Consider the following 14211-nt stretch of genomic DNA (forward strand, 5'->3'; position numbering starts at 1 on the left):
CTATTTTCAGCAGTATTGATCCCAAGAAAACAAAAACTTTTAACGATCCCACTACAATGGACCAGAAATATGGTTTTCCATAATTTTTTTCATTTTAATATTAATATTTTTGACAAAGGAATAATGTGACATCGGATGATCCTTTTTGAGATTCCTTTTTGATCATAGTAAAGCCTGTCATTAAACGCATCCCAAATTATTTTCATCTGTTATGAAAGTTCTCCATACCGCAGACTGGCATATAGGCCAGCTATTTCATGAATACGACCGGACTTATGAGCATCAGCAGTTCCTGGACTGGCTGGTTCAGACTTTAGATCATGAACATATTGATGTTCTTCTGATCAGCGGGGATGTTTTTGATATTTCCAATCCGTCGGCCGCCTCCATAAAAATGTTTTATACATTTCTGAACAAAGCGACCAGAGGAAATAAAAATTTACAGATCATCATCACTGCCGGCAATCACGATTCGGCTTCCCGTTTAGAAGCGCCCAAGCCGCTGCTGGAGTCTTCTCATGTTCATATTATCGGATGGGTTGAGAAGGATGCGGAAGGAAATATAGATTACGAAAAGCTGATTATCCCGATAAAAGATCCTTTAGGAAATGTCAGGATATGGTGTCTTGCGGTTCCTTTTTTACGGATGGGCGACTACCCAACCCTGCCGGGCAGCGAAAATCCGTATACGGAAGGCGTAGCAGCCTTGTACAAAGAAGCATTTGAACATGCTAACCGGAAAAAACAGGAAGGACAGACGCTCATTGCGATGGGCCACCTTCATACCCATCATGCAGAAATCACGGATCTTGATACAACCGAAAGACTGATTATGGGAGGCGTAGAATGTCTTCCGGCAACAGCTTTTCCGCAGGACCTCAAATATGTAGCGCTTGGACATATCCATAAAGCACAAAAAATAGGAGGAAAAGAACACATCCGCTATTCCGGAAGCCCGCTGCCGATGTCTTTTTCCGAACTTAATTACAAGCATCAGGTGATTGTTTTTGAACTCGACGAAGAAATCAGCAACCTGAAATCGGTAGAGATTCCTGTTTTTGTACCGCTTCAGAGAATTCCGGCGAGCCATCAGCCGCTGCATGAAGTCATTACACTCCTGGAACAAATCCCCAATACAGAAGGCAACCGGGAAACTTTTCCCTATCTGGAAGTCAAGGTTCTGCTTGAAGGTCCCGAACCAGCTCTGAGACATAAAATTGAAGCGGCAATAACAGATAAAAATATAAGACTCGCCAAAATTGACACCAAATATCCGCGATCCACACAGGAAACGCCAGAATTCATTACCCAGGAAAAACTGAGTGAGCTACAACCTTTGGATGTATTTGGAAAGATCTATCAATCCCGATACCATACAGAAGTTCCCGAAGCTATGCTGCAGCTTTTTAAACAAGCCGCAGAAGAAGTAAACCAAACTGCAGAATAACATGAAGATACTCGCAATACGCATACGAAACCTGGCTTCTCTGGAAGGAAATACTGAAATTGACTTTACCACAGAACCGCTTCGCTCGGCAGGCATTTTCGCCATTACCGGAGCCACGGGAGCCGGCAAATCCACATTGCTGGATGCGCTGTGCCTTGCCTTATATGGTAAAACACCCAGATATCTGCAGGCGAAAGAAACAGGAATAGAAATCTATGATGTACAGGGAAGCACGCTGAGTCAGGGGGATGTCCGCAGTATTTTACGGGACGGAACTGCTGACGGATTTGCCGAAGTGGATTTCACAGGCACGGACGGGCAAAACTACCGCACCACCTGGACCGTAAGGCGTGCCAGAAACAAAGCTGAAGGCAGCATGCAGTCTGATTCCATTACCTTAAAGAATATCACTGCCAACGCAGATATTCCGGGTAAGAAAGCTGAAACTTTAAAAGAAATCGAGCGTCTGATCGGATTGAATTTTGAACAGTTCACCCGATCTGTACTGCTGGCACAAGGGGATTTCACCGCCTTCATGAAAGCGAATAAGGATGAAAAATCTTCATTACTGGAAAAACTTACCGGAACTCATATTTACTCTGAAATTTCTAAAAAGATTTATGAAAATTATAAATCCCAGGAGCAGCAGCTCCGCGATCTCAATTTCAGAAAAGAAGGAATCGTTACTTTAACGGAAGATGAATTAAAAACGCTGCTGGAAGAGCAAAGTAGTTTAGAAGCGATCATTAAGGCTTCAGAGAAACACATAGAAGATCTGACCAGGGAACTGGGCTGGCACGATCAGCTTACGGTATTACAAACTCAATATGACCAGGCAGATACGGCATTACAGCAGGCCAGTGAAATCAAAACAAATGCATGGCCACGCAAACAAAAATTACAGGTAGCAGAACAGGCACAGCCAACAAGAAGCTGGGCAGATGCGTTAAATCATGCCCAACAACAGCATAAGGAGAAATCCGGGGCTCTGGTTGTTTTAAAAGAAGCCATCGTAACGCTTCAATCTCAAAAGGAAAAACTCGAGATTCAGCTTGTGAAATCGGGAAATGAGCTTACATATAAAAATAAAAACCTCACCGATGCTTTACCGATTCTGGAGCAGGCCAGAAAATTGGACACGCTCCTTTCTGAGAAAAAAGAGCAATTAACTAAGGCTAGAGACGAGGCAGAAAACACTTCAGAAAACAGCAAAAGGCATCAGAAACTACTGGAAGAAAAGCAAACAGAATGCTCCGACCTTTCTGCTCAGATCAAAACAATAGAAAACTGGAAAACAGATCATGCTGAACGCAGTCCAATTGCCGAAAACAGAGATCTTATTCTTTCTAAACTACAGGACGCCCGGAAACTTCTGGAAATCCAGCAGATCTCTGCCAGCGGACTGGAGCAATTAAGAAATACTCTTAAGACCAACGAAGCTCAGAAATTAAAACTAGAAACTGACCTGAGCCAACATACCCCTGAATGGGAAAATTTAAAGAAATCTTATGATCTTCAGGCCAAAGAACTTCTGTTGGTTCCGATTGAAAAGCTTACCAACGATAAAGCTGAGGTAGACCACGCGGTTGAGACGACCATTAAAGCACAGGCCAGCTGGCAACTCTTCTATCATTCATATACCGAGCTTGAGGCATTGAAGAATAAACAATTAAAAGATCAGGCTGATTACCAGGCAAGGCAGGAAACGTTACAGAAACTGACCCAGCAATTAACGATCGAAAAAGCTCAGAAAGAAACCGCTGAACAGCTGTTACAGCATGCGCGCCTCGCATCAGCAGAAAATGTAGAAACCCTGAGAGCAGGTCTAACCGATCATGAGCCCTGTCCCGTCTGTGGCAGTACCACCCACCCGTACAAGGAACATCATCCACAGCTGGAAAATGTATTGTCGAAGCTTGAAAAAGCGTATGAGGAAAGAGAAAATACCTATCTTACCGCTTATCGCCAGCATACTGCACTGGAACAGGCCTCTGCCTTACTTCATGAAACCATCCGGAGCCAGGCCGAAACTATTCCGGTTAAACAGGATGCTTTGGAAAGTAAAAAGCAGGCATGGGAAGAGCTGGGTATGCTTCAGGAATCTAATGCTGTTGAAGATGAAAACAAAGAAATCTGGATGAGTGAAAAACTACAGACTCTTAAAAACAGACAGGCTGATCTGCTGACCCAGATTCAAACCTATTCCAACCAAAAACAAAAACTGGAGGCTGATAAAAGCAAAATCGATGAGCTTAAAGAAAATATTGACCGCATTACCGGGCAAATCAAAGACCTGAAAAGTGACATCTCTCTATTTCAGGAACAGGAAGGCAACAAAAAGAAAGAGCTTGATAAAGCTGCATCTGACCTCAGCGACGTGGAGAAAACACTTTCTCCCTATTTCATTACTCCTGACTGGATAGACAACTGGAAAGCGACCCCGGATGTTTTTACAGAACATATTGATGCATTTGCCAGAAAATGGAAAGAAAATACGGAAAAACTGGAACAAAATATCCGGACCAAAGGAGCACTGGAAGCCACATTAAAAGAACTGGAAAATCAGGGTAAAAGCTTGTTGGATGAAGTTACCAGGAAAAACGAAACTTATCACAGCCTGAACAAAAACTATCTCGATACTCAGCAGCAGCGAAATGGCATTTTTGAAGGAAAACCGGCAGAAGCAGCAGAAGCAATGTTGAGAAAGGTCATCGGTGAGGCACAACAACAGTTTGACCAATTCAAAGAAGCACAGCAACAACTGAACATCAGCATGGCCAGAGCGGATACTCAAAAGGATGAATTACTAGGCCTGCTAGCCAGGCTGGAAGCGGAATCTAAAGCAGCTATTCAAAAAATACAGGACTGGCTTCATCACTATAATGAAAAAAACAGCCAGACCTTAACCATTGCTGAACTCAATGAAATACTGGCATTAAGTAGTGATTGGATTGATCGTGAACGTACTGCATTACAAAGCATCGAAGAGGAAGTCACCAAGGCAGGCTCTATCCTCAGCGAAAGAAAACAATTGCTGGAAACTCACAAACAAAAATCGATATCGGAACGCACTCCCGATGAGCTGAATGGGTTGATTTCCAATGCAAAATCAGAAGCAGAACAAAGAAATCATAAAAAAGGAGAACTCAGATTTCAGCTGCAACAGGATAAAGAAAATAAAGATAAAATCGGCGGCTTGCTGAAAAGTATTGAAGCACAGGCAGCCATTACCGAAAACTGGAGCAAGCTGAATGAAATTATAGGATCTGCAGACGGTAAAAAATTCCGCCAGATTGCTCAGGAATATACGCTTGATGTCCTTCTCGGATATGCCAACATTCATCTGAAAGTGCTCACAAGCCGATATAAAATAGAACGAATTCCTGCCACATTGGGACTGCAGGTCGTAGATCTAGATATGGGTGATGAGGTGCGTACCGTATATTCACTTTCAGGCGGCGAATCATTTCTGGTTTCGCTTGCGTTAGCCCTGGGTCTCGCCTCTTTATCGTCCAGCAGAATGAAAGTGGAATCGCTTTTTATTGATGAAGGTTTTGGCTCATTGGATCCCACCACCCTCAATATTGCCATGGATGCGCTGGAAAGGCTTCATAATCAGGGACGAAAAGTAGGCGTGATCTCCCATGTGCAGGAAATGACAGAAAGAATACCTGTTCAGATCAAAGTAAGCAAACAGCAGAGCGGGAAAAGCAAAGTGGAGGTAAGTACAATCATTTAAAATTCACCTGAAGTCTGTTTAACAAAATCAATAGTAAAAGGCTGAAAATTTGAAGTTTCAGCCTTTTTATTTTTACTTAAAAATCTTTTGTGTAAACTGGTACAGAGACCGTCTCCAGGTAAGCCATTCGTGGTAAGTATCCGGAGATTGATATAAAACGTACGGATAATGATTTTGGCTTAAAAAACCGGTTAATACTTGATTAAATTCAATAAACATCGGACTCTCCTTCTCTCCGATTCCGATGAAGACGAAAGGTTTTTTCTTTGATGCTAATAAATTCCCGATAGGAAGCTCTTTAAAAGGCTCCGTTTTAGTTCCTTCATAAATAACCGGACTGAAGACGCCAATGGCCGAAAACAGTTCCGGATGGCTGACTCCGATCAGCATTGCCTGATAACTTCCGCGGGAAAGCCCGGCAATGGCTTTTTGACCCGAAGTTTTATATTTTTTATCGATGTAAGGAATCAGTTCCTGAACGACAATTTTGTCAAGGTTTTTGGATGAAATAACGGTTCTTGGATAGTTGTCCGGCATTTTTTCCTGCTCAGGGGTCAATGCCACTCCATAATCCATTACCACGATCATTTCCTTAGCTTTTTTTTCTGCAAAAAGATGATCAAGAATATTCCGGATATATCCCTGTTTTTCCCATCCCGTAATATCTTCTCCGGTTCCGTGATACAGATATAAAACCGGGAATTTTTTAGATCCGTAATTCGGTGGAAGGTAGACTTTAAAATTTCGTTTTCCTTGTGTTATTTTTGAATCTAAACTGTCATTTACGATGGTACCGTGCTTAACGCTCTTTTGCATGAAAAAATCTTCCCCCGAAGAAACCTCAATTCCGCTGGTCGGCTGCCCATAGCCAAAATACAGCTGGGTATTGGGATCATTCGTCCTCTTTCCATCCACATTCAGCCAATAATAATGAAACCCTGTTTCCAGAGGCGACGTTGAAATATTCCAAAAGCCATTCTTGTCTTTTGAAGCCGTGGATGATATACCTTGCATTCCGTCACCTCCTTCTAAAATCACCGATTTTGCCTCCGGAAAATACACCTGAAACAATCCCTTTCTCTCTGAATCTATTTTCGGAAACTCTTTTCCCGGTAAAGCGGTTGAAGAAGTTTTATACGTTTGCGAAAATACAATGGAAGAAAATAAAACGAGAATAAAAGATATTTTTTGTGGATACTGCATTACTTTAGTTTAAAAAAATAAGAAAATAGGCTCTACAGCGTGACCGAACAAGATTTTTATCAGGAAAAATTTCCCGTCATCTGTCCCCATAAAAGGCTGTTGTACTTCAATATTAAGAAAAATATTTCTTCTTTACTGCACAATGGTGTATTTAAAAACATACTTGTGAAGGTCAAAAATACACCTTACTTTTTCTATTTATTGTTGAATCAGCACGATAGGGTTTCAAAACGTTAATTTTCCCAGTGTTTTGTATTTCAATTATGGTCTGTTCAACGTTACAGAGCGAATTAAATAAGATTAATTAAAAATGGTCACCAATGAACTTAAAAATAGGTTTAGCAAAAAAAGTCCTTCTCTTTTATTCGGTTATTGCTCCGTTCATCATGTTCGGATCACTTTATAACCTTGTTGAGGGCGTGATCTTACACAATACTCCCTCGTACAGAATCGGCCTGTTCAGCTTATTCGGGTTTATTATCATGCCATTATTACTTATCGTCACCTACATCAAAAACAAGTGCATCATTTCGAGAGAGGGTGTACAAATCGGAAAAATCCTGTATCCTTTTTCTGATTACCATTTTAGCATCAGACAAAAAGAACTTCCTTTTAAAGACCGCCCTTTGACTTCTTTATGGAAAAAAAAGTATGATGAATTGGTGATCACCAAAATAAATACCGGTGAAACAGTACTGGAAAAAGATCTTGATGTTTTTCAAAAGGATATCGAAAATATTAAAAAAGCTCTGGTTTCCAATACCCCTCAATCTCGTTAAAATCTTCTGTCCATCTCTCAGGAATCCTCTTCAGTGATCGTCAATCTTCAAACCTATCAGGCTTTTCGTCAACGCTCAATTCATATTCCATACTTTATATTTTTAAGGTATTTAAAATTCTGATTTTAAGCTTTGAAGACGGTTTTTCAATCACGAAACGATACAGCAACCCTCCCAAAATACATCCTGCCAGACAGATTAAAAGGCAAATATTGTCTGATGTTTCTATTCCAATCTCGTCGAGACCATATTGAATCATATGGATAATTCCTTTGTGCGAAAGATAAACGGCGTAGGAAAGCCCGGCCAACTGTGCTGTACCATAGGATTGAGATTGAAAAAGAAAAGAAGACCTGGAAACGGCTGACATCAGAATAAGTCCATAACTCAATGCTACAAGAGTAAATCCAAAGACGGAAGCCTCCTTTGAAACCTGGTCATTGCAGACCCAAAATGAAATACCCAGAAGAAGAACACCCCAAACCAATAGTTGGTTTCCATTACCATGAACAATTCTTTGAAATGTTGATGAATACTGCATAAGATATCCCGCTATCACTCCTACTGCCAGGCCGTCCAGACGGGTATGCGTGGGGTAATAAATTTCCCTGTACCATTCCTTCCAAAAACCTTCCGTATTGATCACAGGAACAATAGTATTTTCCCAGATCATGAATCGTGCAGTCAGGGAAAAGAGGATGAGAATAGCGGCAAAATAAAAGGTATATCTCAGCAGCCTGGTTTTCAGCGCAAACAAAAGCAATAAAGGAAGAAAAAGATAAAACTGTTCTTCAATACACAGAGACCAGGCATGCGAAAATGTTCCACGGTTCATCACGTCCAGTCCGTAATTTTGGGTAAAAGTGACAAATTTCCAGAAAGAAGACAGAGATTCCCGCTCTCTGAAAAAAGGAAAAGCAAAATACAGGAAAAGGGTAAAAAAATAGGGCGGGATAATCCTGAAAAAACGTTTGGTATAAAATGCTTTTACATTGATCCATCCACTTTTCTCCATTTCTTTAAAAAGCTGCCCGGATATTAAAAATCCGCTCAGGACAAAGAACAGATCGACTCCGGTCCATCCGAATTTCCCAACCGTATCGATCCACTCAGGATGTTTAAAGGTCCGATAATGATAGAGTAAAACCAGTAGAATCGCTAAAGTTCGCAAATGATCAAGTCCGTAAAGTCTTTTGGTAGAGTGAGGGTGTGAAGGCATTATTTTTTTCTGCAAAAATGGTCATCAGGGCTTATGCTTCCGGACTCTGGTGACAGAAAGCAATGATCGTGATGTCAACAGTAGAATTGGTTGTCCGGACTTCAATTTCTGTTTTCTGTCAGAAATTCACTTCATTTCATCAAAATAGGGCCTTCTGTATGACAGGATTTTCTATTTTTGACAGCTATGAAATTACGATCTGACCATTATATCAAGCGGAATGCCTTTTTTCAACTGTTCTTTTGGACTGCTTTATTTTTATTCGGAACGGCCAGAAATTATGGAGCACACGATGAAGGAATATCAACCGATATCATCATTTACAATATAGGCCACTGGATATTTCAAATCATCGGAGCGAATTTCATCTATTCCATTCTGTTCAGAAACTTTTTTGACCGAAAAAAGTATGTCCTGTTTTCGTTGTTGCTCATCATCAGTTTATATGTGATTTCTGTGATCAACCGAATATTCATCATTTATATTGCTGAACCTTTTTTCATCAATGAACCTCAGGACAGCCTGTTCAGTATTTTTACAGATATCGGGTATCTTTTGACTTGTTATACTTTTCCGATTATCAGCGGAGCTTTTATTTTTATCGCTGTGATGTTTGTCATCCGGTATACCGATGAAAAAGAAACGTCTATACAACTCCAGAAAGAAAAAGCGGAACTGGAGCTGAGGTCCCTTAAATCTCAGCTTAATCCCCACTTTCTGTTCAATACGCTGAACAATATTTATTCACTTTCGCTCAGCAATTCAGAGAAAACTTCAGAATCCATCAGCAGGCTTTCGGATATTTTGGATTATATTTTATACCAAGGTTCCAGGAAAAATGTTTTACTGTCTGAAGAACTTTCCGTTATTGATCATTACATCGGGCTGGAAAGCCTCAGGTACAACGAAGGAAGACTGAAAATCAGCAAAACCATTCATTTCGATCCCGCAACGCTGATTCCTCCTCTTTTGTATCTTACTTTGGTTGAAAATGCTTTTAAACATGGGGCTGGTCAAAGTACAGAGCAGACCGGGATTAAAATCGATGTTTCTTCTGATGGTCCCTACTCTGTTTTCAGGATTGAAAATACCTTTGAAGGTCATGAAAACACGAATCATGAAGGAATCGGTCTGAAAAATATAGAACGGCAGCTCCGGTTGTACTATCATGATGATTTTACCCTTAACGTTTCAAAAGAAAACAATATTTTTAGAGTCGAAATAAAAACTCCAGTAACGGTATGATCCATTGTATTATTGTAGATGACGAACCTCTGGCAGCCGCCCTGCTTGAAAAACACATTTCCAGAATCGACCATTTAAAACTGGCCGGAAAAGCTGAAAATGCGATGGATGCGTACCAACTTCTGCAGACAAGACCGGTAGACCTAATGTTTCTGGATATTCAGATGCCTCATCTCACCGGAATTGAATTTTTGAAATCACTGAATCAGAAACCGCCCACGATTTTTACCACAGCCTATCGTGATTTTGCTATAGAAGGTTTTGAGCTGGAAGCGGTAGATTATCTCTTGAAGCCCATTACTTTTGAACGTTTTTTCAAATCTGTGGAACGGGTTTTAAGAAACAGAAAAGATACCACAGAGGATTTTATCATCTTCAAAACAGAAGGAATGAACCGGAAAGTTTTGATGGAGGAAATCGTTTATTTCGAAAGTCAGGGAAACGATATTAAAATGATTTTAGTGAGTGGCGAAAGCATTGTTTCCAAGCGAACCCTGACGGATATGGACTCTGTTTTGTCCGGGAAAGGTTTTGTAAGAATTCACCGTTCGTTTATGATCAATTCCAGCTTTGTTACCGGGTTTAACCATCATGAAGTCCTTTTAGGTTCCTATCAGATTCCTGTGGGCAGGAGTTATAAAAGTGAATTCGAGGCTTTTATAACAGTGATTTCCAAGGGGTCTATTCATCAGTAAAAGATTTAACTTTAATGGTAAAGCAGTTTCTCTTTTTCAATTCCCCAAAATCTAATGACGTTTCACCAGATAATAAGCCAACTCCCCCTCTGCTCTTTTCAGATTGGGTATACGGCTAAAACCAGCTTTTTCCAAAACCTTCTGTGATCCGATATTATCCAGATCCGTTACCGCTACAATCTCATTGGTTAGTGTATTGTCGAGACAATATTTGATTAAAGCACGGCTAACTTCCGTCGCGATTCCTTTGCCCCAGTATTTTTTGCTCAACGTATATCCAATTTCAACCTGTCCGGATCTATCAGCAAAATTCCTGACAAGGCACATGCCTATAAAATCATTATTTTGAGCATCAAATATTCCAAAACGTCCAAAAGGGCCTTGAGTATAATCGTGCAAAGCTATGTGAAACATTTCTTTATACTGTTCAGGAGAACGGTAAGGAAGGTATTTTGTCACCTCATCATCATGAAAAAGATCACAAAACCATTGCAGCTCTTCAACCAGGAAATGACGGATCACAAAATTCTGATCCTGATGGAGAATTTTCATCTTAAAAAATTATCATAATAAAGCAAATAAAAGTACAAATTACATACCAGCATTACCCATTGCATTAATTGTTTATCTTTGAAACGATTGAAAGCATTAATAATTTTTTTATCTGCTTACTTACTAAAAGACTAACTATGAAAAATAAACTCATTCACCTATTATCAATAGTATTCTGCTGTTCTCTATTTACAACAGCATTTTCCCAATCTAAATCCTACACTCCTGTTTCTAAGGAACTCTATGATACCATCATGAAAAAGGACAGTCTGCTTTTTGGAGCCGCCAATTCAGGAAATATAGATCAACTGAAGGCTTACTTTACAGAAGATCTGGAGTTCTTTCATGACGTGGGAGGTTTGGCCAACTATCAGGAAACGGTTGACAATTTTAGCAGAGTTGCGAAGAATTACAGCTATACCCGCAGGGTTTTGGTACCGGGCTCTGTGGAAGTATATCCTATCAAAGATTACGGAGCTGTACAAACAGGCCTCCACCAATTTTGCCGTCTGGAAAAAGGTGAACTGATCAACTGCGGTACATTTAAATTCGTTCATGTATGGAAAAACACCGCGGGAGGATGGAAAATTTCAAGAGTAGTCAGCTACGGACATTAAAATTGGATGAAAGATCTGTATCTAAAATACGGGTAATTCCTGCCCGTTAAAAGATTAAAACAACAAAATATTACCTGAAATCATTCCGATATCTCTCTCATATTCAACAGTTCTATTCCTGATAACTCTACTATTGCATTATTTATGAACAACGGTACATCCTATGAGCCGCATAATATCAACAGGGCAGCCATTATGGATATTAAAAAAAAGTGTTACTTTTGCTTAAGCTAATAAAATTGTTTTGAAGCATTTTTATTAGTAATTTTAAAACACAAATTTATAAAACATTAAAATCCCCTCTGCATGAGAAAAATAATTCTACTCATTACATGTATGTTCGGCATTTCAGTTTTCTCACAGATCAAAGTGCTGAAAAATGAAAGTTTGGTGGAAATTGGCAAAGATAATTCCGTAGGTTTATATAAGAAGGAGGATAAATTTACCATCAACTATCAGGATCTCAATACCAGTAACCTGAATACGATCCGATCTTTTTCATTCCAGAATCTGGATGGCGATGTAGCGGGTCTGTACAAGCTGATCACGGATGGTTTTTTGACAACTCCCGATGAAAACATCATCCTGGAGCTTCCCAATGATATCATCGAACTTCATTACGAGAAAAACTACGGACAGCCAACGGTTCAGTTTATCCAGTACATCAATAAAAACCGTAAATATGTTGGAAAATCACAGTTTTTGAATCAAAAACAAGTGGAGAAGATCTTTGGAAAGATGAACGGAAAATCGGCGATGTATGATAAGCCCTCCTCGATTAATCATAACAATGGTGGAAAATCGGGTTCAAACCAGGCTTCTACTGCTGCTCCGACCTCAAACGGCAGCAACAAAAACAAGAAACCAAGGAAATAATAGGATTATTTTTGAATAATACTGAACTCATTCCGCCGAATGAGTTTTTTATTTTTACTTTTGTAGAAAGACATTAAGAATTATGCCACTTCAGATTATCAATTTAACGAAAAAGTTTGGAGAACAGACTGCCCTGGACAACATCAATATCTCTATTGATCAAAATGAAATCATTGGTCTTCTCGGTCCAAACGGAGCCGGGAAATCTACGCTGATGAAATCTATTGTCGGTGCACTGAAAATTGATCAGGGTGAAATCATCTTTAATGGAATGAATATTTCCGACCATGCGATCGAAAGCAAGAAAAAAATAGGCTTTCTTCCGGAAAACAATCCGCTGTATCTGGAAATGTATGTCAAAGAATACCTTCAGTTTGTAGCGAACATTCATAAAATACCTTCAGCCAGAGTAGATGAAGTGATTGAACTGGTAGGAATCACGCCTGAAAAATCCAAAAAGATAGGACAGCTTTCTAAAGGATACAAGCAGAGAGTAGGACTTGCGCAGGCCATCATTCATCAACCGGATCTATTGATTCTGGATGAGCCAACAAACGGACTGGATCCTAACCAGATTATTGAAATCCGGAATGTAGTGAAAGAAATAGGTCAGCAGAAAACGGTTCTTCTGTCTACCCATATCATGCAGGAAGTAGAGGCATTGTGTTCAAGAGTTATTCTGATTCATAAGGGAAATATTCTTCAGGATTGCCCTATCGATGAGTTTAAAGGTAAATTTAACAGTTTAGAGGAAGCTTTTGCCAGCTATACCGCCGTTTCTTAATTTTTTCAATGGAAATTCACATCACTCACGGACAGGGCATCATCAAAGCTCTGTACGATGGTTTTGCCAGCTGCTTAATCATCAGACGTCCTGTGGCCGTCAACTGGCCTGATTCCCGGGGCAGTGTGGGTGAATATTATGCCGTTTCTGAACTTTCGGAGAAGGATAAAATCACGTTGTCTGATGATCTTAACCGGGCGCTTTCGGATGGCAATGAAGCTGAAATACTTTCGGGGATTAAGGATTTTCTTCAACTTTTTGAAAATGGCAGCTATCAGGTCAATATGGGTCAGATTCTGTTTGAACATTCCAACTTTTATATGAGCAGACCTTTACCTGCTGATGAGCATCCTGAGGGCAGCAAGAAATTTTCCGGATGGTTCTACCCTTTTGAGGATTTCAATTATCTGTATACGCTGGAAAGTAAAAGCATTGACTCCAAAAGAGTAGATTATTATACCGACCTTATTAAAAAAGGGAGCCGCCCAACGCCTGTGATCTTTTACAGTCTGTATCATCAGGATCCGATGATGAGCAGTGCTTTTGTTTTAGATGGACATCATAAAATTGAAGCTTACACAAGGCTTAAAATGGATATTCCGGCAGTTTTCATTGCCAAGGATCATAACGACTACAACTCTCCTTCAGAAATCATGCATGGAGCGCGCGAGCTGCTTCACGACATTGAATTTGAACATCTTTTTCAGAACAATGACGACAATCTGCCTCATATTAATTTTCTTAATGATGAAGTGCTGACCAACGCGCTGGACAAAATGCTGAAAGAATCTGAAAGAATTGACACCTCCATCATTGAAGTATTGATCAGGCATCACAAGTCCGGTTCTTCGGATGAAAGAAGATGGCTGAACAAGCGTCTTGAATTTTTAAGAGAAAACATCCATCTCAGCTTTTTCAATTTCAGAAAAGGTTTAAATGTATATATACCTCAATCTGTTAAAGATTACCGAACGAATATCTGGTTTCTGAAGACCCTCCGCAATACGATGGAGCTGAATACATGGATCAACGAAACGGTCCTGAGATAAGATCAA

12 protein-coding genes are annotated in these 14211 nt (G+C 40.0%); 9 read left to right on the forward strand and 3 right to left on the reverse strand.

Features of this window, described 5'->3' with window-relative positions:
• Positions 1–211 precede the first annotated feature (211 nt).
• A complete protein-coding gene (locus BW964_RS03790) occupies positions 212–1447 on the forward strand; it encodes an exonuclease SbcCD subunit D C-terminal domain-containing protein (RefSeq protein WP_076504818.1) in 1236 nt (411 codons plus the stop codon).
• Position 1448: 1 nt separating this feature from the next.
• On the forward strand, positions 1449–5186 hold the full coding sequence (locus tag BW964_RS03795; protein ID WP_076504820.1) for an SbcC/MukB-like Walker B domain-containing protein: 3738 nt from the start codon (positions 1449–1451) through the stop codon (positions 5184–5186).
• Between the two features lie 72 nt (positions 5187–5258).
• On the opposite strand, the gene BW964_RS03800 is transcribed toward BW964_RS03795, so the two are convergent.
• Entirely contained in the window at positions 5259–6389 is a 1131-nt protein-coding gene (locus BW964_RS03800) for an alpha/beta hydrolase-fold protein (RefSeq protein WP_076504821.1), read from the reverse strand.
• Positions 6390–6709: 320 nt separating this feature from the next.
• On the opposite strand from BW964_RS03800, the gene BW964_RS03805 reads away from it, so the two are divergent.
• Positions 6710–7168, forward strand: a complete 459-nt coding sequence (locus BW964_RS03805; protein ID WP_104669482.1) for a hypothetical protein — start codon at positions 6710–6712, stop codon at positions 7166–7168.
• A 94-nt stretch (positions 7169–7262) separates the two neighbouring features.
• On the opposite strand, the gene BW964_RS03810 is transcribed toward BW964_RS03805, so the two are convergent.
• Positions 7263–8387, reverse strand: coding sequence for an acyltransferase family protein (locus tag BW964_RS03810; protein WP_076504825.1), 1125 nt, complete (start codon positions 8385–8387; stop codon positions 7263–7265).
• Between the two features lie 186 nt (positions 8388–8573).
• Between BW964_RS03810 and BW964_RS03815 the strand changes: the two genes are divergently transcribed.
• Together BW964_RS03815 and BW964_RS03820 are read left to right on the forward strand one after the other, a co-directional pair.
• Positions 8574–9632: a sensor histidine kinase gene (locus BW964_RS03815; RefSeq protein WP_076504827.1), complete on the forward strand. Its 1059-nt coding sequence runs from the start codon at positions 8574–8576 to the stop codon at positions 9630–9632.
• A complete protein-coding gene (locus BW964_RS03820) occupies positions 9629–10327 on the forward strand; it encodes a LytR/AlgR family response regulator transcription factor (RefSeq protein WP_076504829.1) in 699 nt (232 codons plus the stop codon). Before BW964_RS03815 ends, BW964_RS03820 begins: the two co-directional genes overlap by 4 nt.
• A 51-nt stretch (positions 10328–10378) precedes the next feature.
• Here BW964_RS03820 and BW964_RS03825 read toward each other — a convergent pair whose 3' ends face one another.
• Positions 10379–10879 (reverse strand): GNAT family N-acetyltransferase, encoded by a 501-nt coding sequence (locus BW964_RS03825; RefSeq protein WP_076504831.1) that lies wholly within the window; start codon positions 10877–10879, stop codon positions 10379–10381.
• Positions 10880–11016: 137 nt separating this feature from the next.
• Between BW964_RS03825 and BW964_RS03830 the strand changes: the two genes are divergently transcribed.
• From BW964_RS03830 to BW964_RS03845, 4 genes are all read left to right on the forward strand, one after another.
• Positions 11017–11496 carry a nuclear transport factor 2 family protein gene (locus BW964_RS03830; protein ID WP_076504832.1) on the forward strand — a complete coding sequence of 160 codons (480 nt, stop codon included), beginning with the start codon at positions 11017–11019 and terminating at the stop codon, positions 11494–11496.
• Positions 11497–11802: 306 nt separating this feature from the next.
• Positions 11803–12372, forward strand: coding sequence for a hypothetical protein (locus BW964_RS03835; protein WP_076504834.1), 570 nt, complete (start codon positions 11803–11805; stop codon positions 12370–12372).
• Between the two features lie 82 nt (positions 12373–12454).
• Entirely contained in the window at positions 12455–13156 is a 702-nt protein-coding gene (locus tag BW964_RS03840; protein WP_076504835.1) for an ABC transporter ATP-binding protein, read from the forward strand.
• An 8-nt stretch (positions 13157–13164) separates the two neighbouring features.
• Positions 13165–14205, forward strand: coding sequence for a hypothetical protein (locus tag BW964_RS03845; RefSeq protein WP_076504837.1), 1041 nt, complete (start codon positions 13165–13167; stop codon positions 14203–14205).
• The last annotated feature ends 6 nt before the right edge of the window (positions 14206–14211 follow it).

Source organism: Chryseobacterium shigense (genome assembly GCF_900156575.1).
GTDB lineage: Bacteria > Bacteroidota > Bacteroidia > Flavobacteriales > Weeksellaceae > Chryseobacterium > Chryseobacterium shigense.